The sequence below is a fragment of the Arthrobacter sp. 35/47 genome (assembly GCF_000520475.1).
Lineage (GTDB): Bacteria > Actinomycetota > Actinomycetes > Actinomycetales > Micrococcaceae > Arthrobacter_D > Arthrobacter_D subterraneus.
This window is the reverse complement of record NZ_KI914589.1, coordinates 59,345-81,574: the sequence shown is the minus strand read 5'-3', so window position 1 is coordinate 81,574 and position 22,230 is coordinate 59,345. Positions and strand designations below refer to the sequence as shown.

Genomic DNA, 22,230 nt, shown 5'->3' with positions numbered 1-22,230 from the left:
CCCTCGATGCGGGAGGGTTGACCGACGGCAGCGCTGCCGCCCGCCCAGGTCGGGTAGAACGCCGAGTTCTCAGGATCAACGACGGCGAGGCGCGTGGGGTACCGGTTGTATCGGAGGTACCTACCGATGGTGGCGCTGGTTCCTCCGGTTCCCGCGCCGACCACCACCCACTCGGGCACCGGGAACCGCTCGTGTTCCATCTGCCGGAAGATCGATTCGGCGATGTTGTTGTTGCCGCGCCAGTCAGTGGCGCGTTCGGCGTAGGTGAACTGGTCCATGTAGTGTCCGCCGGTTTCGGCGGCGATCCGCTCGGCGGCGTCGTACACCTCCGAGGCGTCCTCGACGAAGTGGCAGGTTCCGCCGTACTGCTCAATGAGCGCGATCTTCTCCGGACTGGTGGAGCGGGTCATCACCGCGACGAAAGGCAGCCCCAGCAGCTGCGCGAAGTACGCTTCGGAAACCGCGGTGGACCCGCTCGATGCCTCAACTATCGTGGCGCCCTCCCGGATCCACCCGTTCACCAGCCCGAAGAGGAACAGCGAGCGGGCCAGCCGGTGCTTCAGGCTGCCCGTCCGGTGGGTCGACTCATCCTTGAGATAGACATCGATGCCCCAACTCTCCGGGATGGGCAACGCGAGCAGGTGGGTATCAGCGGACCGGTTGCCCTCGGCGTCGATCCGCCGGATCGCCTCATCGGACCAGGCACGGTCGGCGCCGGCAGAAATCGTCATACCTGCACTCTACGGACCGGCTGGAGAGAGATCGACGGCGGCGGCCGTCTGGAGCCGGACCGGCGTCCACACCCGGGTGTAGGGTTCGAGAATGAGCACTGTGGAGGAGCAGTTCCTCGCCCGCGCCATCGACCTCGCAACCCGGAATGTGCACGACGGCGGCGGCCCCTTCGGCGCCCTCATCGTCACTGACGAGGGACGCACTTTTGAGGGAACCAACCGCGTGACGGCGAACAATGATCCCACCGCCCACGCCGAGGTCATGGCCATCCGGAACGCCTGTTTATCCCTGCGGACCTTCGATCTGAGCGGATGCATGCTCTATACGAGCTGCGAACCGTGTCCGCTGTGCCTGGCCGCCGCACTGTGGGCGCGGGTGCACGGCATCGTGTACGCAGCGGATCGCCATGATGCGGCACAGGCGGGTTTTGACGACGCCGTGTTTTACGAATTCTTCGCCAAGCCTGTGGAGGAACGGTCAATGCAGGTGCTGCACGTGGACCTTCCAGAATCAGCGGGCGCGGAGCCCTTCCGCGCCTGGGCTGAACTCACTGACCGCATCGACTACTGACTGCGCAGCAGCCCCCGCCACGCCCCCGGGAAAATACACAGTATGCTTACCATTTAGTTCCACGGCATACCGCTCACCCACCGGGGAAGGAAACCACATGGCCGGCTCCCGCCTGCACAGCACCCGATTGAGTCCCTGGGCGGACGGCCTGGGCCGCGCCGGCTCCCGGGCCGCGCAGATCCTGCTCATCCTCACGCTGGTCGTTGTCGGCGTGTACGCCCTACTGCAGATCCGCCTCCTGGTGATTCCCGTCATCATCGCGCTGATCCTGGCAGCGGCGATCGGACCGTTTGTGAACCTGCTGCGCCGGCGGGGTGTACCGGGGGCGCTGGCCACGGCCATCGCATTCCTTGGCCTGCTGATTGCACTCTCCGCAATCATCACCGTCATCGTGATCTCGGTCCGAAGCCAGGCCGATGAGCTGGTCACCTCAGCAACAGAGGGACTGGACGAGCTTCAGGCGTTCCTGACCAGCGGGCCCTTCCCCATCTCACCGGAACAGCTCGCCGAAGCGAGAACGGCGATCATCGACTTCGCCACCAGCGCACAGTTCCGTTCCGGCGCCATCTCGGGCGTCTCCGTGGTCGCGGAATTCCTCACCGGGGCCACGCTGATGGCCGTGATTCTCTTCTTCTTCCTCAAGGACGGCAAGAAGATCTGGGAATTCTTCCTGCGGCCCTTCAAGGGTGAACGCGAGCAGAAACTCCGCCGCTCCGGCGCCCGCACGCTGGAGGTGCTGGGCAGCTACGTACGCGGAACGGCGATCGTGGCCCTCGTCGACACCGTGGCGATCGGCATCGCACTCCTCATCCTCGGCGTCCCGCTGGCCATTCCACTCGCGATGATCGTATTCATCGGCGCATTTGTTCCGCTGGTGGGAGCCACCCTCGCCGGTGTCCTCGCCGCCCTCGTGGCGCTGGTGGCGAACGGACCGGTGGTCGCGCTCATTGTGGTTGCCGTCGTCGTCGGCGTCAACCAGTTGGAAGGTGACCTGCTCCAGCCCATCGTGATGGGGAAATCGCTGCGGCTGCACGCACTGGTGATCCTGCTGGCGCTAACCGCCGGGACCATCCTCGCGGGGATCATCGGCGCCGTCCTCTCCGTCCCGATCGCCGCAGTGGCCTGGGCGGTCCTGCAGGTGTGGACGGCGGAGGACCCGAATCTTGAGCCGCTGAATCCGGACCTGCCCCCGGCCGGCTCCGAACCCACCTGAGGCATGGCACGGCAATCGGAAAGTACGGCAAAGTGAGGTAGCCCCCTTGGAGATGGCACTGTTCGGCTCACTGGTCATTGCCCTGGCCCTGGCAGGGCTTCACCTTGCAGCCCTGCGTATCCGCAAGCTTCCGCTGGTTCCCGAGAACGTCACCGGGTCCTTCGCCGGCGGGCTTGCCGTGGCCTACGTTTTCCTTCACCTTCTCCCGGAAATCGCGGAGGGTGAAGAGGCCATCGGTGAGCTGCTCGGGGACACTATCGAGGTCACCGCCCTCTTTGACCTCGGCATCTTTGTTGTCGCACTCGCCGGCTTCACGGCCTTCTACGGTCTGGACCGGTTGGCGACTTCCCGAAAGACGCACGGGAAACCCGACTCAGCGGGCCTCTACTGGGTACACCTCGGCGCGTTTGCCTTCTACAACACGCTCATCACCTACACCATGGCGCTGCGCCTCGAAACCGGGCTGCTGTTCGCCATCCTCTTCACCGTGGCCATGGGCCTGCATTTTGTACTCACGGACCGGCACCTCGAAGAGCACTATCCGCGGCGCTTCGCCGCGAACGGCCGGTTGCTCCTCGCGGGCGCGCTGCTCCTCGGGTGGCTGCTGTCCGTCATCGTCGCTCCGACCAGCACCGTTTTGGTCGCCATCCTCACCGCGCTGCTGGGCGGCGCCGTACTGCTGAACGTCTTCAAGGAGGAGCTGCCGTCAAACCGCGGTTCCAGTTTCCCCTGGTTCCTGGTCGGGATGGTTGTGTACTCGGTCCTGCTCGCTCTGGTCACGGCGGCCGCCGAATGAATTCGCAATCCGAAACCACTGCCCGCGACCTCTTCGGCTGGGATTCGCTGCTTCCCGGACAGCGGAAGGCCCTGAAAGCGGCCGACGACGGACGGAACGTCCTCTGCGTTCTCCCCACCGGCTATGGAAAGTCGGCCATCTACCAGGTGGCGGCCATGACTGTGCCCGGTGTCGCCGTCGTTGTTTCACCGCTGATTGCCCTCCAGAGCGATCAGGTGAGCGCCATCAATGAGGCGCTGGGAGAAGTCCGTGCCCATGTCCTGAATTCGACGGCGTCCGATGCCGAGGTCGATGAGGCCTGGGCCGCCGCGGAAGATTCCGATGAGGAACGCCGCGCCAAGTTCCTTTTCCTGGCACCCGAGCAGCTGGCACGCGAGGACGTCGCGGAGCGCCTCAGCACCCTGGACGTGTCCTTCCTGGTGATCGACGAGGCCCACTGCGTATCGGCATGGGGTCACGACTTCCGGCCGGACTACCTGCAGCTCGGCTCGCTCGTGAACCGGCTGAAGCGCCCGGTCATCGCGTTGACGGCGACCGCCTCGCCGCCGGTCCGGCAGGAGATTCTGGAGCGGCTGAGGCTGACGGACGCGGTCATCGTTGCGGAGGGCTTCGACCGGCCGAACCTGCACCTGAGCGTCCAACAGCATGAGTCGGAGCGGGACAAGCGGCGTGCGGTTCTTGGGCAGGTAACGGCGCTGCAGGGCCAGGGCCTGCTGTATACGGCCACCCGGAAGCAGGCTGATCAGTACGCCCAGGAACTGCGCGAGGCCGGGCTGCGCGCGGATGCCTACCACTCCGGACGCAGAAAGACCGAGCGGACCGCACTGCACGAGGCGTTCCACGCCGGTGAGCTGGACGTTGTGGTGGCAACAACGGCCTTCGGCATGGGGATCGACAAGCCTGACGTGCGGTTTGTGGTCCACGCGGACATCCCGGACTCCCTCGACAGCTACTACCAGGAGGCAGGGCGCGCCGGGCGCGATGGGGAGCCGGCCGCCGTCGTGCTTCATTATCGCCCGGAGGATCTCGGGATCCGGCGCTTCTTCGCGGCGAAAAACGTACCGGAAGGCAGCCTCCGCGAGCTGTTCGCTGCCCTCCGCTCGGCGGAAGACGCCCTGGATGCGGCAGGGATCCGGCAGGTAACCGGACTGACCCAGCGAAAGCTTTCCGGGCTCCTGAACCTGCTGCTCGAGGTGGGCGCCGTCCGCGAGCGCGCAGGGAAATACCGGGCGGTGGGGAAGAACGCCGACCAGGTGATCGCGGACGTCGTCGACCATCGGAAGCGGCGGCAGGAAATAGACCGCTCACGGGTGGACATGGCCCGGCAGTATGCGGAGTACCGCGGGTGCCGCCGGAAGTTCCTGCTCGGCTACTTCGCCGAGGAGCGGGAGGGCGAATGCAATGCCTGCGACAACTGTGACTCAGGGCGGACGGCCGAGAATCACGACGACGGCGGCAGCCGCCCCTTCCCGCTGCAGAGCACTGTGAGTCACCGCGAATGGGGCACCGGCGTGGTGATGGAATATGAGAATGAGATTGTCACGGTCCTGTTCGAGGAGCACGGGTACAAGTCACTGTCGATTCCCCTCGTCGAAGAAAAGGACCTATTGAGGACGGTGACACCATGAGCGGGCTGTTCCCTCTTGCCCGCGCCGGCGGCCAGGGGCTGAAGGCCGTATTCGCTGTTCTGCGCCTCTTCCGGCCGGACCGGCCGATCCACCGCTCCGGCGTCCTGCTGCACGGGACGCTGACCCACACTCGGGTATTCAGCGGCGAGCAGTGGCTTGACAGCACCTGCGAGGAGCAGGTGCTTGCGCGGATTTCCCGCTCGGTGGGCTTACCGGACGCTCTGCCCGACGTCGTCGGGCTGGCTCTGCGCATCGGTGACGCTGATGTGCTCCTCGCGACCACGGGTCGCGGTGCACCGGGACGCTTCATGGTTCTGCCTCGCCGATCTGTGGTAGATGGTCCGTTCACCTCCCTCATGCCGTTCAGGGGAGCAGGCGGACCGGTACTGCTGGCCGCACGGCGCGAGGGTCCGGGGCAGGGACTGGGCACCCTTTCGGAGCTTCGCTCGTACGAGGGGCACCTCCAGTGGGGACTCTTCTACAGCCATCTGCGCGGACCATGGACCCGCTGCGGCACACTGAACCTGCGCATCAGCAGCGAGCAGTCCGAACAGCCCCGGTTCGATCCCGTGGGATGCCCTCCAGCAGGCCTGGGCACCTACCCGTGGACGCGGGCGCTGCGGGTTCCGTCATACGCCCTCGCACAAAAATCGACGGCATGGTTACACTTCGGGAGAGAGAACCGCTCGGCTGAAAGTGATCCATGGAAACCAACCACAAGATTTCCCCTGAGGACCCATTCCCGGAGGACCTCACCGTCCTGACGGATGTCGAGGTGGAAATACTGAACAGCCGGATCCATCGGGAGCTGGAGGCAGAGTACGCGGAGGGCCTCCCCGAACCCGAAACGGAAGCGCGGCTCGAGGAGATCAACCTCGAGCTGAACCGACGCGAGCAGGAAGGCTAAGCCGCCCGGTTCCATTCCAGGACGCCCGCGCCGAGCGGGTGCAACGCTACGAGACGATGGGCACATGGCTTCCGCTGAACGCTTCACGCTGCAGGTTGATGATGCCGAATTCTCCTGCGCCGGCAGTGGGCCGGACAACCCTGTCGCTACGCTCGTCATCGCGCACGGAGCCGGCGCCGGGATGGACCACCCGTTCCTGGTGGGCTTCAGCGAGGCACTCAATGACTCCGGCTTCGCCACGCTCCGGTTCAACTTCCCCTACATGGAGCAGGGCCGGCGCTTCCCGGATCGGCCGCCCAAAGCGATTGCGGCCTGGGGTGAAGTGATGCGGCATGCTGGAGAGCTGTCGGGCGGTGAGCCGGTCTGGGCCTGCGGGAAGTCCTTCGGCGGCCGGATGGCGTCCATGGCAGTGGCTGAGGGAATGAGTGCGGCCGGCCTGATCTTCCTCGGGTACCCGCTGCACCCGCCGGGAAAGCCGGAGAAGATCCGCGACGAACATCTCGGCGCCGTCGAAATCCCGATGCTGTTCCTGCAGGGAAGCAATGATCCCTTCGCCCAGCACGCACTCCTGGAGGCGGTGGTGGCGAAACTGGGACAGCGGGCAACCCTCACCTATGTGCCCAACGCCGACCACTCCTTTGCGGTCAAGGGCGCCCGGCGAAGTCCCCAGGAAATCGGTGCCTCGCTTGCACCGGCGGTGGCGTCGTATATTGCGCCCGGCTGAGGGCGCGGACAGTGGCTCGGTTAGTTTGAAACCATGACAAGCCACGCTGCCCTGGATCTGACCCTGATTCCCGCCCAAAACAGCCCGCAGACACCCCGGCCCGCCGTTCTGGTTCTCCCCGGCGGCGGTTATGGCAAGACGTCCGATCATGAAGCCGAGCCGGTGGGTGAATGGCTTGCCGGCCTCGGCATCCACGCATTCGTGCTGCGGTACCGGGTTGCCCCGCACCGGCATCCGGCACCGCTGTCCGACGCCAAAGCGGCAATGCTGTGGATCCGCAACGGCGACCACGGCATGGCCGTCGACACCTCCCGTGTGGGAGTGCTCGGGTTTTCGGCGGGAGGTCACCTCGCCGCTACGCTGTCGACCGCCGTCCCCTGCGACGACCCGGCGCTGGACATTGCCGACGCCGTTCCGGACCTTTCAATCCTCTGCTACCCGGTGGTGTCCTTCACCAGTGCCGCGCATCAGGGAAGTATTGACAATCTGTTGGGCACTTCCCCGTCGCCGGACCTGCTGCAGCGGATGTCTGCGGAGCTGAATACCACCAGCGCAGCGCCGCCGGCCTTCCTGTGGCACACGGCGGACGACGGCGCCGTCCCGGTCGAGAACACGTTCGCCTATGCCCGCGCCCTGATCGAGCACGGGGTGCCGGCGGAGGTGCACGTCTTCCCGCACGGGCGCCATGGCCTGGGCCTGGCCCGGGAGGAGAGCGGGCCGGATGAGTGGACCTCGCTCTGCAGCCGCTGGCTCGACCGGCAGGGCTGGACCGGCAACTGACACCTCGGAGCCGGTGCGGTATGTGACGTCACAAACCTTCCCAATATGGTGATTTGATGAAACCATAAATTGCTCAGGCGCAACGGGGCGTCTGGGCACCTCGGGGGAGGAACTCATTTGACCGGAAACTTCGAAATTTTCGGAGACACTGACCTGCTGTACCGCTTTCATCTCATGGATGAGCATGGCGGTGTCCTCGTGACCTCTGCGGGATACCACCACAAAAGGGAGGCAGTCACCGCTATTACAGCGGTGCGTGAAAATGCCGCAATGGGTCACATCCGCGACCGCTCCGAGGCCTCGCCAAGGATGCCTCGGCTCGTGCGGGCGCCGGCTAGGACGTAGACGTGGATCCCGTTTTCTGAGAGTCCGCCGCAGCCCACTCCGCAGTGAGCAACTGCTGTTGGGTGGCCTCCAGGACTTCACCCAGCAACATCTTGGCCGTCGCCAGCAGTTCAGCAACCCGCGGGTAGGCCAGACGGTAAAAGACCTGACTGCCGCGGCGCTCGGACACGACGAGGTGGTGTGTACGCAGCACGGAAAGATGCTGGGATAGCCGTGAAGCTTCAACCCCCATATCCGAGATAAGGTCCGTCACGGAGACGTCCGGCGTCGCGGAAAGAATCTCAAGAACCCGCACCCTCACCGGATGCGCCATCCCTTTGAAGAGATTGGCCTTCACTTCATAGAGGGGCCTGTGCGCTCCCGGAAAAGTTTCCAAGGGATCATCGTCCTTCGCGTACGTGGACCGGGCAATGCAGCGCATGGAGGCCGGGCCGGAAAAGCCCTGAGGCGGTCGCCGGGGCAGTTAAGCACTTCATCATACCGTCAAGAGTTACCGATCGGTAGGGGTGCGCTCGTGCAGTATCACGTCATCAATGTGCCCGCCCGGAGAACCGGGCGGGCACAGGGGTTAGAAACGCCCAGCGGAGCTAGACCGGCTCCTCATCCACTGGGCCACGGGGGTAGTCATCATCCCCCTGGACAGAGCGGGCCTGCTCGGCGACGTCGGCTTCATTCGCTTCACGGACGGATGACCCGAGAGGCGCGTCCTCGTCCTCGACGGGTTCCTCGCTCACAACTTCCTGCTGTTCAAGGCGATCCGCATCATTCGCGGTGAACGGCTCATTTGCTTCGGTGCGCATACTTCTATCCTCCTCGTCATCCGGCTCCAGGAGAAGGGCAGGCTCAGTAGGAAATCAACTCCACCAGCTCCCCCACCCTCTCTTCGGGATAGTTGCGCGCAATGTCAGCCTGGCTCAGCATGCCCACCAGGTCGTGACCATCTATCACCGGCAGCCGGCGGACCTGGTGGGAGGTCATGGTCTTGATGGCCTCTTCGATGCTGTCATCTGCGCCGATGGTTACGGGTTTGCCCTCCGCCAGCTCGCCGGCCTTGATCTCGCGGGGGTCGGACCCGGCGGCAAGGCACTTGACCACAATGTCCCGGTCCGTGACCATGCCCTTCAGCCGATTATCCTCTCCACAGATGGGAAGCGACCCGACGTCCAGGTCCTTCATCTTCCGCGCCGCCTCCTCCAGGGTGTCGTTCTCGCCGATGCATTCAGCACCGCCGGTCATGATGTCGCGTGCGGTTGTCATGATCAGTCCCCTTTCCTGCGTTCTGTACTTGCGGATGAAACAGGCCCTGCACGATCAAACGGACCTGGAACTACGATCATAAGCAAGCTGTCTATCGTTGTGAAGAGGGTCCGGGCACCCGCGATGCCGTCCCGGGAAGAGCTGCACTGTCGGAACACTCAGCGCCGAGGCGGCGGTGATTTCGGCCGTCGGAGCGGGAAGTTCACCCCGGATCCTGTCAGCGGCCTCCGGGAGCCAGACGGGAGAGCCCGGGGTCAGCGGATATACGAGCACAGCCACCTCCCGGAAGGTCGTATCCTCGCTGGGCGTGATGTCGATCTCCCACACCGCTCCGTTCCAGTAGACGTCCTCCGCCCGCCCCTCGAACAGCGACGACGCCACATCACCCACGAGCTCCAGGCGCAGCAGTGAGCGCTCGCCTGCCGGAGCAGGCCCGGTCACCGTAATGCGGAAGCGGGCGGAGTGGCGGGTATCCTGCCCGGGCGTCGGCGCGGATGCCCGACCCGGAACCCTCACCGTCGCGGGCGGAGGCTGCGTTGCCGCCCGCACGCACTCCACCCTCACCTCGACAGGCCGGTTGGGCAGCGAGACGGGGTGCCGGGAGAACCCGTCGCGGCCAGCCGTGCCGAGCGGCGGAAACACCGCAACGTCCGCCGCCGCCGAGGCCATCACGTCAAGCCCGCTTCCGCTCTCCAGGACGGGCGCCGCGGACAGAACGAGGCACCGTTTCCCCTCAAGGCTGGGAGTCCAGGCCTGCAGCGCCTGCGCGGCGGACAGGGTGAGTACGCGCAACCGGGCGCCATCCTCGCCCGTCAGGGTGAGGATGCCGGGTTGGAGGTCCTCAAGCACCAGCTCTTCACCCGTCTGTGTTGCACGGTGACCCTCGGCGGAGTAGCCGGCCGGCACGGCAAGGTGCGCGTCGACGCCGTCGTTGGCGGTCAGCACCAGCACGGGAGGCCCCTCCTCCGGCTCGATAACCGTCAGGACGTTGAGCGTTGCCCAGCGCACGACGACGCCTCCCACCTCCAGCTGCACAGGCCAGGACATGAACTCACCGGCGGGGACGGTCACCGGCCGGTGCGGGAAGCGGAGCTTTTCCTCACCGAGGGTGATGTCGAAGTGCACACCAGCACGTTCAGGCAGTGGGCGGTACGGCCGGTGATTGTTGATGAAGACGAAGCCGCTCCGTCCGTTGCTGCGCAGCGCCCAGCGAAGGCCGCCGTCGTCGTGATCAGGAAGCGTAGTGTTCATGTCCGCAAGGCGGGAACCGAAAGCCTCCAGGAAGGAGTGTTGGTTCCGCAGCCGGTGGAAGCTCTCGCGGACCTGCAGATGCGCCCCGATGGGCGCCGCGAAGTCGTAATTGAACTCCGGCAGGTCATTGGGATAGCCGGTCGCGTGGGACTCCTGCAGCCCGGGCCGGGGATTACTTCCGCCGACATACATGTAGTAGCCCTGCCAGACGGACCCGCTGCCCAGCTTGCAGTGCGCGACGGCGGCGATATCCCGGGCGGTCAGTGCAGGGCGGCGGTGGTAGGCGGTGGCCATCCCGCCGCCCAGTTCGCAGGTGGCGGCAGGAAAGTCCGGATGCTTCGCGCCGATGGTTCCCGTCCAACTGTCGCCCGCAAGGTCCCTGCCGATTCCCGGGTCATCCCACTGCCGGGAGAAGGTGAAGTGCGCCTGGAAGCTCTCATCCCAGCCCTGGTCGGTGTCCACCCAGAAACCATCCGCGTAGCCGCCGTAGAGCGGGAAGACCTCGCCGACCGGGATGTCCGCGCTCCCCCAGGCGGTCGCGGTCCACAGCGGTGCCGTCAACCCGGCCTCCCGCGCGAGCGACTTGAGGGTGAGGATGTGACCGGGCTGGTCGTAGAGTTCGTTCTCCAGCTGGATGCCGATCACCGGGCCCGAGTTCCCGCAGAGTCCGGCCAGGTGCCGCCCGATGGCGCCGAACCAGGCCCGGACGGCGTCGAGGTAGCGGGGATGGTCGGTGCGCTCCGGGTAGTCGGATTCCACAATCCAGTCGGGGTGGCCGCCGTTGCGGACTTCGCCGTGACACCACGGGCCGAGGCGGAGCACAACGTCCAGACCGGTTTCCCTGCACAGCGTGATGAACGCGGCGAGGTCGAGGTTGTCGCTGAAATCCGGTTCTTCGTTTTCGACGGGCTGGTGGTGGATCCAGAACACGTAGGTCGCCACAATGGTGATTCCGCCGGCCTTCATCAGCCGGAGTGCGTCCGCCCAGTGTTCGAGCGGCTGTCGGCTGTAGTGCATTTCTCCCGTGACGGGGATCCACGGTTCGCCGTTTCGCCGGATGCTGCGGCTGGTGAGGCTCAGTCCCGGCCGGATGTCGACGTCGTTGGCCATGCCTGGGAAGGTTCCAGGGGTATCCCAGTCGCGGTGGGTGATCCGGTAAAGAGGCGGCATGACCTCGACGGTAAGCGCATTCCCGACGTGAGGCAAGAACCCGGCTAACTCTCCAGGACGTACGTCTTCAAGTCATTGAGCGTCTGCTCCATGTGCCGGTCCATCGCGAGCCGCGCCCGTTCGGCGTCATGCGAGCGCATTGCGTCCATGATGTTGGCGTGCTCGGCGAGCGCGTTGATCTGGATCTGGACCACCTTCGAGGTCTGCGCCCTGCGGGAGGCGAGGATCCTGGTGAGCGGTTCAAACAGCACCGCGACAAAGACGTTGCCGGACGCGTGCAGGATCAGGTCATGGAAGGCGAGGTCGGCTGCGACGAAGCGGTCGACGTCGTTGGCTTCATGGGCTGCGCGCATCAGTGCAAGCTGCTCGTCCATCTCCGCGAGTTCCCCGTCAGTGATGCGGCCCGCTGCGATTTCCGCGGCACCGGTTTCAAGCATGCGGCGCAGCTCGATCAACTGGACGGCAACCGCGGCGTCATCCTGGCCTTCCGAGGCGAAGCGCAGCACAGCCTCGAGGGAGGACCACTGGTTCAACGGATTCACGAAGGTGCCACGGCCGCGCTCCACCCGGAGGATCCGGCGGGCCACGAGGGTTTTCATCGCTTCCCGGACGGTCATGCGGCTGACTTCGTGGCGGGCGCTGAGTTCAAGTTCCCCTGGGACACCGGATCCCGGCGGGAATTCACCGGCAACAATGCGGTCGAGCAGCTCATCAGCAACAACATCGACCAGCGATTTGCGTGCCATGCTCTCCCTCTTCCGGTGTCCGGTTCAGTCTACTTGCGCACCCTCATGGGCTGTGTCACACTATTGCATATGCAAGATGTCTGACATCTTACATTCCTCTCACGAACCAGCCTTACACACAACGGAGTGCGCAGTGCCTACCGAGACAAACCTCCTCGCCGGCTACCCGGCGGAACTTGCCGTCCCCGCCGAAGCGGTGGCCCGGACCGTTGAGGGCCGCATCTTTGTGGTGCTCGACGACGACCCCACCGGAACACAGTCCGTCGCGGACCTGCCGGTCCTCACCCGCTGGGAAACCGAAGACTTCACCTGGGCGTACGGCGAAGGCAAGCCCGCCGTGTACGTGCTCACCAACACGCGCAGCCTCGACCCTGCTGAAGCCGCCGCTCGCAACGAGGAAGTGGTCCGGAACGCGCTCGACGCCGCTGCCCGGCTGGGCTCGGACCTGCAGGTCAGCTTCGTCAGCCGCAGCGACTCCACCCTCCGCGGGCATTTCCCCCTTGAGCCGGACGTCATCGCCGCCACGGTCGCCGAGGCCTCCGGCGAGGCCACCGACGGCGTGGTCATCATTCCGGCGTTCCCCGACGCCGGCCGCGTCACCATCGGCGGCGTCCACTACATGCGCGGCACCGCCGATGAGCTGATCCCCGTCGCGGAGACCGAGTTCGCGAAGGACGCCAGCTTCGGCTTCAGCAACTCCGCATTGCCGAAGTATGTGGAGGAGAAGTCGGGCGGACGCTTTCCCGCCGACAGCGTGATCGTGCTCGATCTGAACATCATCCGCGCCGGCAGCCAGGCCAACGACCCGGCGGTGTCCGCCACCGCCATTGCCGACGCGATCGGCGCCGCCACGGACTCCACCCCGATCGTCGCCGACATTGTCACCGAGAATGACCTGCGCGCGCTCTCCCTGGGGCTGGCTGAAGCTGAACGCCGCGGCAAGCGCCTGCTGTACCGCGTGGGCCCGCCCTTCATGCGCGGCCGGATCGGGCAGGACGTCCGCAAACCGCTGACCAGTGAGGAGGCGTTCCCCGGCGGCACAAACCCCAGCACCGCCGGCGGTCTCATCGTCGTCGGCTCGCATGTGGGGGTCACCACCCGGCAGCTGAACGTCCTGACCAGCGAACACAGTTCGGCGCGCATCATCGAAATCGATGTCGAGCGCCTGCTCACCGAAGGTGCCGAGAGCTACCTCGATGAAGTGGTCCGCGATGTCACCACCGCACTCGACGGCGCGGACGTTATTGTCCACACCAGCCGTCTTCTGGTCCGCACCGATGACCCGGCGGAAAGCCTGCGCATCGCGCGGACTGTCTCTGCCGCCGTCGTCGACGTCGTCAACCGGACGCTGAAAGCGTTCCCGCCCCGGTTTGTCATCGCGAAGGGCGGTATCACCTCATCCGACGTCGCAGCGCATGGGCTGGAGATCCGCCACGCCATTGTGCGCGGGCCCATGCTGCCCGGGATCGTTTCGCTGTGGGCTCCGGTCGACGGCCCCGCCAAAGGCATTCCCTACATCGTCTTCGCGGGCAACGTCGGCGACGACCGCTCGCTCGCCGACGTCACCCGCAAGCTCAGCACCACCTTCTGATCCGCGCCCCTGCTTCCACACGTTTCAACGGAGATTCCCATGAGCACTACTGATTACCAGGTCACCGTCCTCGGACTCGGCGCGATGGGCCTGCCCATGGCCACGCGTCTCGCCACCCAGCTGGCCGTCCACGGCTTCGACATCGCCGAAGAGCGGCTTACGCTGGCGAACGACGCCGGTGTCCGCACCTTCACCTCGGGCCGCGATGCCACCCACGGCGCCGACGCACTCCTGCTGGCGGTACGCAACGGCGAGCAACTCACCGACGTCCTGTTCGGCGAGAACGGCGTGGCCGCAGCGCTGAAGCCCGGCGCCGTCGTCATCCTGACCAGCACCGTCGGAACCGAAGCGATCGCCGACACTGTCGCGCGCCTCGCTGAATTCGGGGTTGAGCTGGTCGATGCACCGCTCTCGGGTGGGCCCAAGCGGGCCGGGGAGGGTGACCTGCTCATTGTGGTGGGCGCTGTTCCCTCCGCGGTGGAGGCTGCCCGCCCGGTCCTGGAGCTGCTGGCATCCACGCTGAGCATCGTCGGGGACAAGCCCGGTGACGGGCAGGCGCTCAAGACCGTCAACCAGCTGCTGTGCGGAGTGCACATCGCCGCCGCTGCCGAAGCAATGGCGCTGGCCGACGCGCTCGGCCTCGACCAGCAGAAGACCCTCGCCGCCCTCGAGGCCGGTGCCGCCGGTTCCTTCATGCTCTCCAACCGCGGGCCGCGGATCCTTGAGGCGTACAGCGAGGACGGCGCCGAGGTGCTCAGCCGGCTGGACATCTTCGTCAAGGACATGGGGATTGTCGGCAAAGCAACCCGGGGAGCCGGCCTGGCAACGCCGGTCGCTGCCGCCGCTGAACAGCTGTACCTTCTCGGCCAGGCCCAGGGCCTCGCCGCTGCGGATGATTCCGCCGTCATCCGCGTCGTCGCGCCCACCAGGCGCACTGCCTGATATCACGGGCGGGTTGGCGGGGTCAGTCCAGTGAAGCCACGCGCTCGTCCTGACCGCGGAGAACCGACGCTTCCAAGGCCCCTTGCCCGCTCGCCGGTACAGCCAGAAGGAACGCTGCGGCTGCACCGGCTGTGGTGACACAGAAGATGGCCAGCCCGGTGAAGCCCAACGGATGCATCACATTCCAGAAGCCAGCGGCAACAATGGCGAGAGCTGTGCCTGTTGCCAGCGCGGCGTACCCCTGAAGTTCCCGTTTGCGGCTGCGGGTCCGCTGCCACTGCGCGGTGAGCAGTGTCAGAATCACCAGTGTGAGCACATTGGCGGACATGCCTACCCATACGGGGTGTATCCCGTAGAGAAAGCTCGACGGCGACCAATCGCTGAAGTGGTACCACGACAGACCGGTGGTGAAGCCGACAAGCATTGCCGCATAGGCCGCGCCCCGAGTTGCCAGCGGCCAGAACAGCACCGCGAGCACGGGTGCAAGCGTTGCCCCATTTCGTAGAGTCCACGCCAGCACGTTCCACCATGCAGATTCCTCAGAGCGCAGGAACGCGAAAATGATCATCAGGACGGTCAACAGGACCAGTGCCCAGCGGGTATACCGCACGAGGTCGTCCTCGGTGGCTTGCGGCCTGAGGGCCCGCCCCACGTCACGCCCGAGGCTGGTGGCTCCGGAGAACTGGCATGGAGCTGCCCATCCGAGTGCGCACGCCCACACGCCGAGAAAGAAGACACCGGCAAGCGGAGCCGGTAGTACCTCGGCTATATAGAGGGGAACTGCCACGAGACCAAGGTCCTGGGCGGGCACTATTACTGCTGCCGCCACGCCGAGCAGCGTGCCAATGAGGATGAAGGGTATTCCGAGTCCAGCCGCATACAGCATGCCCCGGCGGCCGTCTTCAGGCGTGCGGCAGGACATGGTCATCTGGAACGCAGCCTGGGCAAGGAGGACATTGACTATGAAAGTGCCGAACCAGGCAACGATGAGGGTCAATCCGGCGTTGCCCAGCTGGAACATTTCCGGCCGCTCCCCAGCAAGCCGGCCCAGACCATCAAAGCCTGGATTGATGAAGAATGCGGCTAGCCCCACGGCCAGCATGGCGACAAAAACCATGCAGTTGGCTTTCTGGGTCAGCGCCACCGCCCGCATGCCGCCTGCGGACAGGAAGATCAGGAGAAGCAGTGCCGTCACCACGATGGAAGTCTCGATGGACAGCGCCGTGAACGCATGCAGGGCGGAAGCGAAAGCTATGGCCGTTGCCACCGACCACATGGGAAAGGTGAACGCCGTGATGGTTCCGGCGATGGCCTGGGCCGTGCGGCCAAAACGCTCCCCAATCATTCCGGTGACGGTGACCACCAACCGCTTGCGCAAGGGCTTTACCAGGATGAGCGCGATCAGCAGCACCTGTACTGTTTCGGCTACGCCGTACCATATCGCTGAAATGCCGGTCCGGTAACTGAGTTCGAGAATGGCGATGTAAGAGGACCCCGAAAACAGTCCCGTGATGCAGAATGCGACAGTCCAGGGGCCGAACGTCCTGCTTCCGACGAAAAACCCTTCCCCGCGGTCGGCCCGTTTGTGCGCGGTTCTGCTGGCCAGGGCAAGCGCCACCGTATAAACGAAGGCGAGCCCCAGGGTCCAGGCCCCTGCGGCCGTCACTTCGCCGTCCCGTGCGCGCCAATGTTCCACTCGACGGTGAAAGCGACTCCGGCGTCCCGGAGCAGGTTGATGGCCGGGCAACGCTTTTCCACCTGGCTCGTGAACGCTTCCAGCCGATCCTCGGGAATTGCGGCCTGGAGGTTGACTGTGAGGGTGAAGTCCTTGAAATGGGGCGAGACGTCCGCGGTTCCTTGGAACCCACGTACATCCTGGTGCGCATGGGAGAAGGTTTCGACGGATTCGACAGCGAACCCTTGCTCATTGGCTACGGTTTCGATCACCACTGTGACGCAACCATTCACAGCACCAACCACGTATTGCATGGGTGTGGGAGACGCATCGGTACCGCCGATCGGAACCGGCTCATCCGTGCGGAAGATAAAGCCGCGTGATTCGATCCGCGTAATCATGGAGCCTTCCCAGACTCCTGTGGCTCGTACACTTTTCAGCCATGCGGCGTCAGCGGTCAAGCCATGCACTGGCGCGTGAAGGGAATCGGTCACGAACTACTCCTGTACCTCACAGGGCGTTCCACGTGGAGACGCCGTACTTGCCGGCACGGGGTCCTCCATGCGGCCTAATCATCACCTGGAGCACCCCGCTACGACATAGAGGGTTGCTGTCCAGCCGGCCAGGGCTTGTGGCTGGAGCTCATGATTGGGCCCAAATTTATCCCAGGCGGTACGCCCGGCCAAACCACGACGACGTCAGGTTACGACGGGGCGGCAACCAAGCGTTGGCCGTTATCGCGCAGTTCTGGACCGTTCAGGGTCATATCCGCCGAAGAAGTACGTGGGCTCAGCCCGTCGCCGACGACCGGGAGCCGTCTTCCTGGGTGCTGATCTTCGGCACTAGCTTCAAGGGCGTGCGTTTCTGGTCGGCCTCGGTGTCGAGGCCGAGCGCCCTTATGCGACTGATGAGTTCAGCGCGAAGCTGTTCATCTGAACCAAGAGTGCGCTCCTGCTCCTCTTCGATCGCGTCAGCGCGGTCCAGCAGCTTCCGCCCCTCCTGGGTGATTCGCAATTGAACGCTCCCCTGGTCACGCGCCCTACCGCTCTGCACTATCAGGCCGCTGTGCTCAAGGCGCTCGATCAGCTTCGCCAGCGTCTCCGGCCGCACCCGAAGCTTCTGTCCGATCTCGGACCGGCTCGCCGCCAACCCCTGGGACAGGACGCGAAGGACCGCCATACCTGCGGGCGTGATATCCAGGCTCCGGAAGAGATCGGTCGAGGTGTTTTCAGTTAATCGGGCGGCGGTATTCAGTAACCGATTGGTTGGCCATTGGGCTAAATCCATAATCATCCCTACTGCCGCGTATAAGCGGCACCGCTATTTGTCCAGGGCTGCTGTCGGGGGTGACCGAGATGAAGAGGCTTTCAGCTATTCACTGAGTGCGCGGTTACCCCGCTGTCAGGAGGCCTGGTAGCGCACTCCAGCCGAGCGGAAAAGCCCACCGTTCTCGCGGCGATCCAGCTCGGCCTTCACCTCGTCAAGGCGCACTTCTGTCTCCCACGAGAACCATCCGTTGGAGTATTCCGCGTCCATCTGGCGCCTCAACCTGCTGTGCACAACGTGCAAGGCCTCGTCCTCCAATGCCTCCAGATCCTCTGGCATGGGGGTGCCCGGCGTCAACCTGAATTTGCTATTCATTACAACTCCTCCACTGACACAAGCCGCCTTCAAGGAATTTGAAGCTTACCGAAAACCGGAAGCAATGCAATCTTCGCCAAGGCAATCACATTCCAATTAAGAGGGCCGCTGCGGTGCCTTCGGCTCGCTGCCGCACACCTCGTGGTTCGTTCCGGAGTACGTCCTGCGTACGTCCCCGTCGCGCTGCGGCGGATTAGACTCCAGCAATGCGCGCAGTAGTTTTCGATCAGGTCCAGGGAACGCCCGGAGTCCGCGAGGTACCAACGCCCACGGCACCCCCGGGCGGCGTCGTCGTCAAGGTTCTGGCCACCGGACTGTGCCGCAGTGACTGGCACGCCTGGGCAGGCCACGAGAACATCACTTTCCCGCACGTGCCCGGCCACGAACTTGCCGGCGTCATCACGGAGGTGGGTGCCGGCGTCGTTTCCTGGCGGGAGGGTGACCGCGTAACTGTCCCCTTTGTCTGCGGCTGCGGCCGGTGTGACTGGTGCCTGTCGGGGAACGCGCAAGTGTGCCCCGATCAGGAGCAGCCGGGCTTCACGCACTGGGGCTCGTTCGCTGAGTACGTTGCCCTGCACGCTGCGGACACCAATCTGGTGGCGATCCCGGAGCGGGTGGATTTCGCGACAGCGGCGAGCCTCGGCTGCCGCTTTGCCACGGCGTACCGCGCATTGGTGGGCCGCGCCCGGGTCACGAGGGACGAGTGGGTGACCGTCGTCGGAGCCGGCGGGGTAGGACTGAGCGCGGTGATGATTGCCCGCGCGCTGGGTGCCCGGGTGATCGCGGTGGACCGGAACAGGGAGGCCCTCGAGGTCGCGTCGAGGCTTGGCGCGGAACATACCCTCATGGCCGACGGCGCTGACATCCCTGCCGCCGTGATGGACCTTACCGGCGGCGGCAGCCAGGTAGCCGTCGACGCCGTCGGCAGCGAGCAGACCTGCGCCGACGCCGTCCTGAGTCTCCGACGCCGTGGCCGGCATGTTCAAATTGGGCTGCTGCCACCCGTCAACGGGAACCCCCGGGTACCCATGGCACGGGTGATCGCCTGGGAACTGGACCTGCTGGGCAGCCACGGCATGGCGGCCGCCGACTATCCGGGAATGCTGGCATTGATCGAGGAGGGGTCACTGCGGCCGGATCTCCTGGTTGAACGCACCGTTGGCCTCGCCGAGGCGGCTTCCCTGCTGCCGGGGTTCGACCGGGCAAAACCCGCGGGCATGACGATGATCGATCCCGCGCTCTAAGCCGACCGGGAATCTTATTTCAACGTCACGTTGATGGACGCTGAACCGCCGGTGCTGCTCTTCACCGTGATGTTTCCGGGGTTGCTGGCCACGTTGCTGAAGGTGGCGCGGTAGCGTCCGCCGCCTTCATTGCGCAGGGTTCCGATCAGTTCATTGGTGGAGGTTTTGAAGACGCGGAGCGTGGCGGAGGAGTTGGTGCTTCTGGCCTCGACGCCGAGCGTTCGTTTGCTCGCGGTGTAGTCTGCCCGCTGGATCGAGACGGTGTCGGCGGCGGGCGGCGGCGCACCGGGCGCCACCGACAGGAAGGCGAACCGGCTGTCGGCGCCGAGCGTCGCCGTGATGACGGCGGTGAAGTTGGACGTCACGGGCTGGGTAGTCACCGTGAAGTTGGCACTGGTCTGTCCTGCGGAGACGGTGACCGACGGCGGAACGTTGGCGACCGTCGGTTCGCTGTTGGTCAGCGTCACCGTAGTCCCGCCCGTCGGTGCGGGAAGGGTAATGGTCACCGTGCCGGTGGAGGAGTTGCCGCCGGTCACGTCCGCCGGATTGACTGATACCCCAGAAAGAGCCGGCGAGTTGGTGGTGCCGGTGACGGTGACGCTGCGGGCCGCCGAATAGTCGCCCGCACCATCCGGATTGACCGCCTGCACCCGCCAGAAATAGGTGCCGTTGGCAAGGTTGCTGCTCACGGTCGCCTGGGTCACGTCACCGGCAGTAGTACCCACCGCCGCGGTGCTCGTGAAGCCCGACGACGCGCTGACCTGCCAGTTATACGCTGTGATCCCCTGCGGGTCCGCCACCGCGTTCCAGGAGATGGTGAACGGGGTGGTAACCGAGGCCCCTTCGGCGGGGCTGGCGAGAGTGGGGCTTGCCGGCAGCTGCGGCGGTTCCTCGGGCGGGTTGATGGTGATGCTGAACGTACCGGTCGCGGACTGACCTGCCGAGTCAGTGACCCTGAGGGTGAAAGTGAAGGTCCCCGCCGTCGTCGGTGTGCCCTGGATACGGCCGGGTGAAGCCTGCAGCGCCAGGCCGGGAGGGAGCGTGCCTGCGGTCCGGGTCCATGAATAGGGTGTGGTGCCACCGTCCGCAAAAACACCGACGGCGTACGCAGCACCAACGGTTCCGGCGGGAAGCGTGCTGGAGCTCGTGATGACCAGTGGCCGGGCTGCGTTGATGGTGATGGTGAACTGACGGGTGGCGCTGTTGCCTGCCTGATCGGTGGCGCGGACGGTGAACGTTGAGGTCTGGATGGTGGTGGGGCGTCCGGAGATCAGGCCGGACGACGGCGCGAAGTCACTCAGCGACAGACCTGCCGGGAGTGCGCCGGCGGCAATCGACCATCGGATGGAACCTTCGCCGCCGCTGCCGGTGACGAAGTTGTTGTAGTCGGTGCCGACGTTGCCGCTGGGGAGCGGCCGGTCGTCGATGGCGAGCGAGCTGGCTGGCGGCTGGGACGTGACCGTACATCCCGAGAGGGTGGCCGTGCGCGGAGTGGCGGAGCCGTCGTTGACGTCAACGGTGCAGTCTGAGGGCGGTGTGTAGTTACTGCGCTCGACGCGGAACTTTCCGCCGGAATCGCTTCTGCCCATCACCACGCCGTCCACCGTGATGTCCCGGCCGGCGAGCGCGGTGCCCTCGATGCGCAGGTTGGATCCGCTCAGTTCTGCGCGTGAAACGGTGACGGCGGCCGCTGCCGACTCTGCGCCGGCAATCAGGAAGGTGAAAGCGAGCAGGAGCACGGCGACAATCGCGGATCTTCGTCGAAGTGCTTCAGAAGTACTGGACGACCGGCGCGTTTCCATGGCAGGCGCTCCACTCCGTCACCGCTACAAGCGGCGGCATACGTTAAGTGAAGCACTGCAGCAGGGGCAGCACAATGGTTACTGGGCACGCTTCGGCGCCGTGAAACTCACCCCACTATCGCGTCCCTCCCCGACGCCATCGACGGCGCTTCCTCCAGCGACAGGCGACGATCCGCCACCGCGGCGGCGAGGCCGACGTCGTGGGTTACCATGACCAGCGCGGCGTCCTGCTCGGCCACCTGTTCCAGCAGGCAGTCCACCGTTTCCTGCTGGGTGAGCAGGTCCAGCCGGGACGTGGGTTCATCGGCGAAGACCACCAGCGGGTTCAGGAGCATGGCCCGGATGATCGCCAGGCGCTGAAGTTCCCCACCGGAAACTTCCCCGGGGCGCCGGTCGAGCAGCCCGTGGTCCAGGCGCAGCCGGTCCATCAGCAGGGGAACCCGCTCCGGGCTGACACCGTGACGGCGAACCACGTCCCGCAGGCCGGCGCTGATGGGAACACGCGCAGGGAATGCAACGGCAGGGTCCTGGTAGAGCTTCTGCAACCGGCCCCCGGCCAGGTCAGCATGATGGTGCACCTCGCCGGCGTCGGAATCAACGAGCCTGAGCAGGATTCCGCCCAGGGTGGTCTTTCCGCATCCGCTGGGCCCGGTGAGCGCAAGCCGTTCCCCCGGAGAGATGCTCACATCCAAGCCGGAGAAGAGGGTGCGTCCCCCGAAGGCCTTGGCCAGTCCCCTGGCCTCGATGAGCGGAGCCGCCGCGCCGGCTTCCCGAGCCAGGTTGCGCCAGGCCGGGTTCCAGCGGTCCGGTTCGGCCTCCAGCAACCGCCGCGTCCACGGGTGGATGGGAGCGTCAAGCACCTGCCGGGCGGGGCCCTGTTCCACGATGCCGGCCTGGTGCATCACCAGCAGTTCGCCATCCAGGGCCCGTGCCAGGTCCAGATCATGTGTGATGGTCAGCAGCGAGCCGCCCTGTTCCACGTGCCGCAACAGCAGCTGTGCAAGCGCGTCCCTGGCTACCGGGTCCAAGCCCTTCGAGGGTTCGTCGGCGATGAGGACCTCGGCCCCGCCGATGGTAGCAGCAGCGAATGCCACGCGCTGCGCCATTCCTCCTGAGAGGATATGCGGGTAGGCACCCTGCACTCCGGAGAGGCCGAGCCCGGCGAGGCGGTTGCCCGCCTCTTCCAGTGCAGCCAGCCTCCCGCGCCGCCCACGGA

Annotated in this window: 23 protein-coding genes and 1 riboswitch; of the genes, 10 read left to right on the top strand and 13 right to left on the bottom strand. The window is 65.5% G+C overall.

The window, feature by feature from the left end; translation table 11 throughout:
- Window positions 1-731, bottom strand: a 731-nt coding sequence (locus tag X803_RS0105915) for a PLP-dependent cysteine synthase family protein (RefSeq protein WP_026544419.1), incomplete at its 3' end; no start/stop codon positions are given.
- Window positions 732-822: 91 nt separating this feature from the next.
- Between X803_RS0105915 and X803_RS0105905 the strand changes: the two genes are divergently transcribed.
- The 4 genes from X803_RS0105905 (at window position 823) to X803_RS18130 (ending at window position 4,939) form a co-directional block, all read left to right on the top strand.
- On the top strand, window positions 823-1,302 hold the full coding sequence (locus tag X803_RS0105905) for a nucleoside deaminase (RefSeq protein WP_026544418.1): 480 nt from the start codon (window positions 823-825) through the stop codon (window positions 1,300-1,302).
- A gap of 97 nt (window positions 1,303-1,399) precedes the next feature.
- On the top strand, window positions 1,400-2,515 hold the full coding sequence (locus X803_RS0105900) for an AI-2E family transporter (protein WP_026544417.1): 1,116 nt from the start codon (window positions 1,400-1,402) through the stop codon (window positions 2,513-2,515).
- Between the two features lie 46 nt (window positions 2,516-2,561).
- Entirely contained in the window at window positions 2,562-3,311 is a 750-nt protein-coding gene (locus X803_RS0105895; protein ID WP_139186272.1) for a hypothetical protein, read from the top strand.
- Window positions 3,308-4,939: a RecQ family ATP-dependent DNA helicase gene (locus X803_RS18130; protein WP_035778091.1), complete on the top strand. Its 1,632-nt coding sequence runs from the start codon at window positions 3,308-3,310 to the stop codon at window positions 4,937-4,939. The genes X803_RS0105895 and X803_RS18130 overlap by 4 nt, the downstream gene beginning before the upstream one ends.
- Window positions 4,940-5,148: 209 nt before the next feature.
- Here the strand turns inward: X803_RS18130 and X803_RS22130 are convergent, their stop codons facing one another.
- Complete coding sequence (locus X803_RS22130) at window positions 5,149-5,427, bottom strand: hypothetical protein (protein WP_162149194.1); 279 nt, start codon at window positions 5,425-5,427, stop codon at window positions 5,149-5,151.
- A gap of 215 nt (window positions 5,428-5,642) precedes the next feature.
- Between X803_RS22130 and X803_RS21405 the strand changes: the two genes are divergently transcribed.
- The 3 genes from X803_RS21405 (at window position 5,643) to X803_RS0105870 (ending at window position 7,350) form a co-directional block, all read left to right on the top strand.
- Window positions 5,643-5,846, top strand: coding sequence for a hypothetical protein (locus tag X803_RS21405; RefSeq protein WP_084033464.1), 204 nt, complete (start codon window positions 5,643-5,645; stop codon window positions 5,844-5,846).
- 64 nt (window positions 5,847-5,910) lie between these two features.
- Window positions 5,911-6,570: an alpha/beta hydrolase family protein gene (locus tag X803_RS0105875; protein WP_026544415.1), complete on the top strand. Its 660-nt coding sequence runs from the start codon at window positions 5,911-5,913 to the stop codon at window positions 6,568-6,570.
- Window positions 6,571-6,603: 33 nt separating this feature from the next.
- Window positions 6,604-7,350: an alpha/beta hydrolase gene (locus X803_RS0105870; protein WP_026544414.1), complete on the top strand. Its 747-nt coding sequence runs from the start codon at window positions 6,604-6,606 to the stop codon at window positions 7,348-7,350.
- Between the two features lie 334 nt (window positions 7,351-7,684).
- Here the strand turns inward: X803_RS0105870 and X803_RS18115 are convergent, their stop codons facing one another.
- The 5 genes from X803_RS18115 to X803_RS0105840 form a co-directional block, all read right to left on the bottom strand.
- Window positions 7,685-8,071, bottom strand: coding sequence for an ArsR/SmtB family transcription factor (locus X803_RS18115; protein WP_035778107.1), 387 nt, complete (start codon window positions 8,069-8,071; stop codon window positions 7,685-7,687).
- A gap of 211 nt (window positions 8,072-8,282) precedes the next feature.
- A complete protein-coding gene (locus X803_RS0105855) occupies window positions 8,283-8,495 on the bottom strand; it encodes a hypothetical protein (protein WP_026544413.1) in 213 nt (70 codons plus the stop codon).
- Between the two features lie 43 nt (window positions 8,496-8,538).
- Window positions 8,539-8,952 carry a CBS domain-containing protein gene (locus X803_RS0105850; protein ID WP_026544412.1) on the bottom strand — a complete coding sequence of 138 codons (414 nt, stop codon included), beginning with the start codon at window positions 8,950-8,952 and terminating at the stop codon, window positions 8,539-8,541.
- 54 nt (window positions 8,953-9,006) lie between these two features.
- Window positions 9,007-11,373 carry a beta-galactosidase gene (locus tag X803_RS18110; protein WP_084033460.1) on the bottom strand — a complete coding sequence of 789 codons (2,367 nt, stop codon included), beginning with the start codon at window positions 11,371-11,373 and terminating at the stop codon, window positions 9,007-9,009.
- A 44-nt stretch (window positions 11,374-11,417) separates the two neighbouring features.
- A complete protein-coding gene (locus X803_RS0105840; protein ID WP_026544411.1) occupies window positions 11,418-12,119 on the bottom strand; it encodes a FadR/GntR family transcriptional regulator in 702 nt (233 codons plus the stop codon).
- Window positions 12,120-12,252: 133 nt separating this feature from the next.
- On the opposite strand from X803_RS0105840, the gene X803_RS0105835 reads away from it, so the two are divergent.
- Together X803_RS0105835 and X803_RS0105830 are read left to right on the top strand one after the other, a co-directional pair.
- Window positions 12,253-13,710, top strand: coding sequence for a four-carbon acid sugar kinase family protein (locus X803_RS0105835; RefSeq protein WP_026544410.1), 1,458 nt, complete (start codon window positions 12,253-12,255; stop codon window positions 13,708-13,710).
- A 39-nt stretch (window positions 13,711-13,749) separates the two neighbouring features.
- Entirely contained in the window at window positions 13,750-14,652 is a 903-nt protein-coding gene (locus X803_RS0105830; RefSeq protein ID WP_026544409.1) for an NAD(P)-dependent oxidoreductase, read from the top strand.
- 22 nt (window positions 14,653-14,674) lie between these two features.
- Here the strand turns inward: X803_RS0105830 and X803_RS0105825 are convergent, their stop codons facing one another.
- The 4 genes from X803_RS0105825 to X803_RS18105 all read right to left on the bottom strand — a co-directional run bounded on the left by X803_RS0105825 (window position 14,675) and on the right by X803_RS18105 (window position 17,968).
- Entirely contained in the window at window positions 14,675-16,348 is a 1,674-nt protein-coding gene (locus X803_RS0105825; RefSeq protein WP_253907401.1) for a sodium:solute symporter family protein, read from the bottom strand.
- Window positions 16,315-16,728, bottom strand: a complete 414-nt coding sequence (locus X803_RS0105820) for an OsmC family protein (RefSeq protein WP_084033456.1) — start codon at window positions 16,726-16,728, stop codon at window positions 16,315-16,317. The genes X803_RS0105825 and X803_RS0105820 overlap by 34 nt, the downstream gene beginning before the upstream one ends.
- A gap of 131 nt (window positions 16,729-16,859) precedes the next feature.
- Window positions 16,860-16,977, bottom strand: a riboswitch (SAM riboswitch).
- 139 nt (window positions 16,978-17,116) lie between these two features.
- Window positions 17,117-17,614, bottom strand: a complete 498-nt coding sequence (locus tag X803_RS0105815) for a MarR family winged helix-turn-helix transcriptional regulator (RefSeq protein ID WP_162149193.1) — start codon at window positions 17,612-17,614, stop codon at window positions 17,117-17,119.
- Window positions 17,615-17,728: 114 nt separating this feature from the next.
- The gene (locus X803_RS18105) at window positions 17,729-17,968 is read right to left on the bottom strand and encodes a hypothetical protein (protein WP_035778087.1); all 240 of its coding nucleotides are present in this window, start codon (window positions 17,966-17,968) and stop codon (window positions 17,729-17,731) included.
- A 206-nt stretch (window positions 17,969-18,174) separates the two neighbouring features.
- On the opposite strand from X803_RS18105, the gene X803_RS0105805 reads away from it, so the two are divergent.
- The gene (locus tag X803_RS0105805; protein WP_026544405.1) at window positions 18,175-19,212 is read left to right on the top strand and encodes a zinc-dependent alcohol dehydrogenase family protein; all 1,038 of its coding nucleotides are present in this window, start codon (window positions 18,175-18,177) and stop codon (window positions 19,210-19,212) included.
- Between the two features lie 14 nt (window positions 19,213-19,226).
- Here X803_RS0105805 and X803_RS0105800 read toward each other — a convergent pair whose 3' ends face one another.
- Both X803_RS0105800 and X803_RS22125 read right to left on the bottom strand, forming a co-directional pair.
- A complete protein-coding gene (locus X803_RS0105800) occupies window positions 19,227-21,014 on the bottom strand; it encodes a putative Ig domain-containing protein (protein ID WP_084033454.1) in 1,788 nt (595 codons plus the stop codon).
- Between the two features lie 107 nt (window positions 21,015-21,121).
- Window positions 21,122-22,230: ATP-binding cassette domain-containing protein (locus X803_RS22125; RefSeq protein ID WP_035778085.1), on the bottom strand; the 1,109-nt coding region annotated here is incomplete at its 5' end.